We start from the raw sequence: 366 nt of genomic DNA, 5'->3' as shown, positions 1-366 counted from the left end.
TCCGCCCGACCGTCCGCCCGACCGTCCGCCCCTCGCTCCGACCGGCTTCCGACCGCCCGGACACCCGTGCAACCCTCCGCGTCTGAAAGGCTCCTCACCGTGACCACCGAAGCGTACGTCTACGACGCGATCCGCACCCGCGGGGACATCATCCTGTTCATCGACGAGCTGCACACCCTGGTCGGCGCGGGCGCCGCCGAGGGCGCCATCGACGCCGCCTCGATCCTGAAGCCGATGCTGGCGATCAACGCCTGGCTCGGGTACGAGCAGTGCGCCAGCGAGCGGAAGGTCACCAAGAAGCTGGGCTGAGACGCCGGTCGGCGGCCGGCCCGACGGACGGCCGCCGACGAAGTCGGGCGGCGGTGA

General features: G+C 71.9%; 1 protein-coding gene. It reads left to right on the top strand.

Annotated elements, in window-relative coordinates; genetic code table 11:
- Positions 1-99 precede the first annotated feature (99 nt).
- A complete protein-coding gene (locus tag PUR61_RS00285) occupies positions 100-309 on the top strand; it encodes a hypothetical protein (protein WP_329874372.1) in 210 nt (69 codons plus the stop codon).
- The last annotated feature ends 57 nt before the right edge of the window (positions 310-366 follow it).

The sequence above is a fragment of the Streptomyces sp. BE20 genome (genome assembly GCF_036322525.1).
GTDB lineage: Bacteria > Actinomycetota > Actinomycetes > Streptomycetales > Streptomycetaceae > Kitasatospora.
This window is presented reverse-complemented; position numbering and strand designations above follow the sequence as displayed.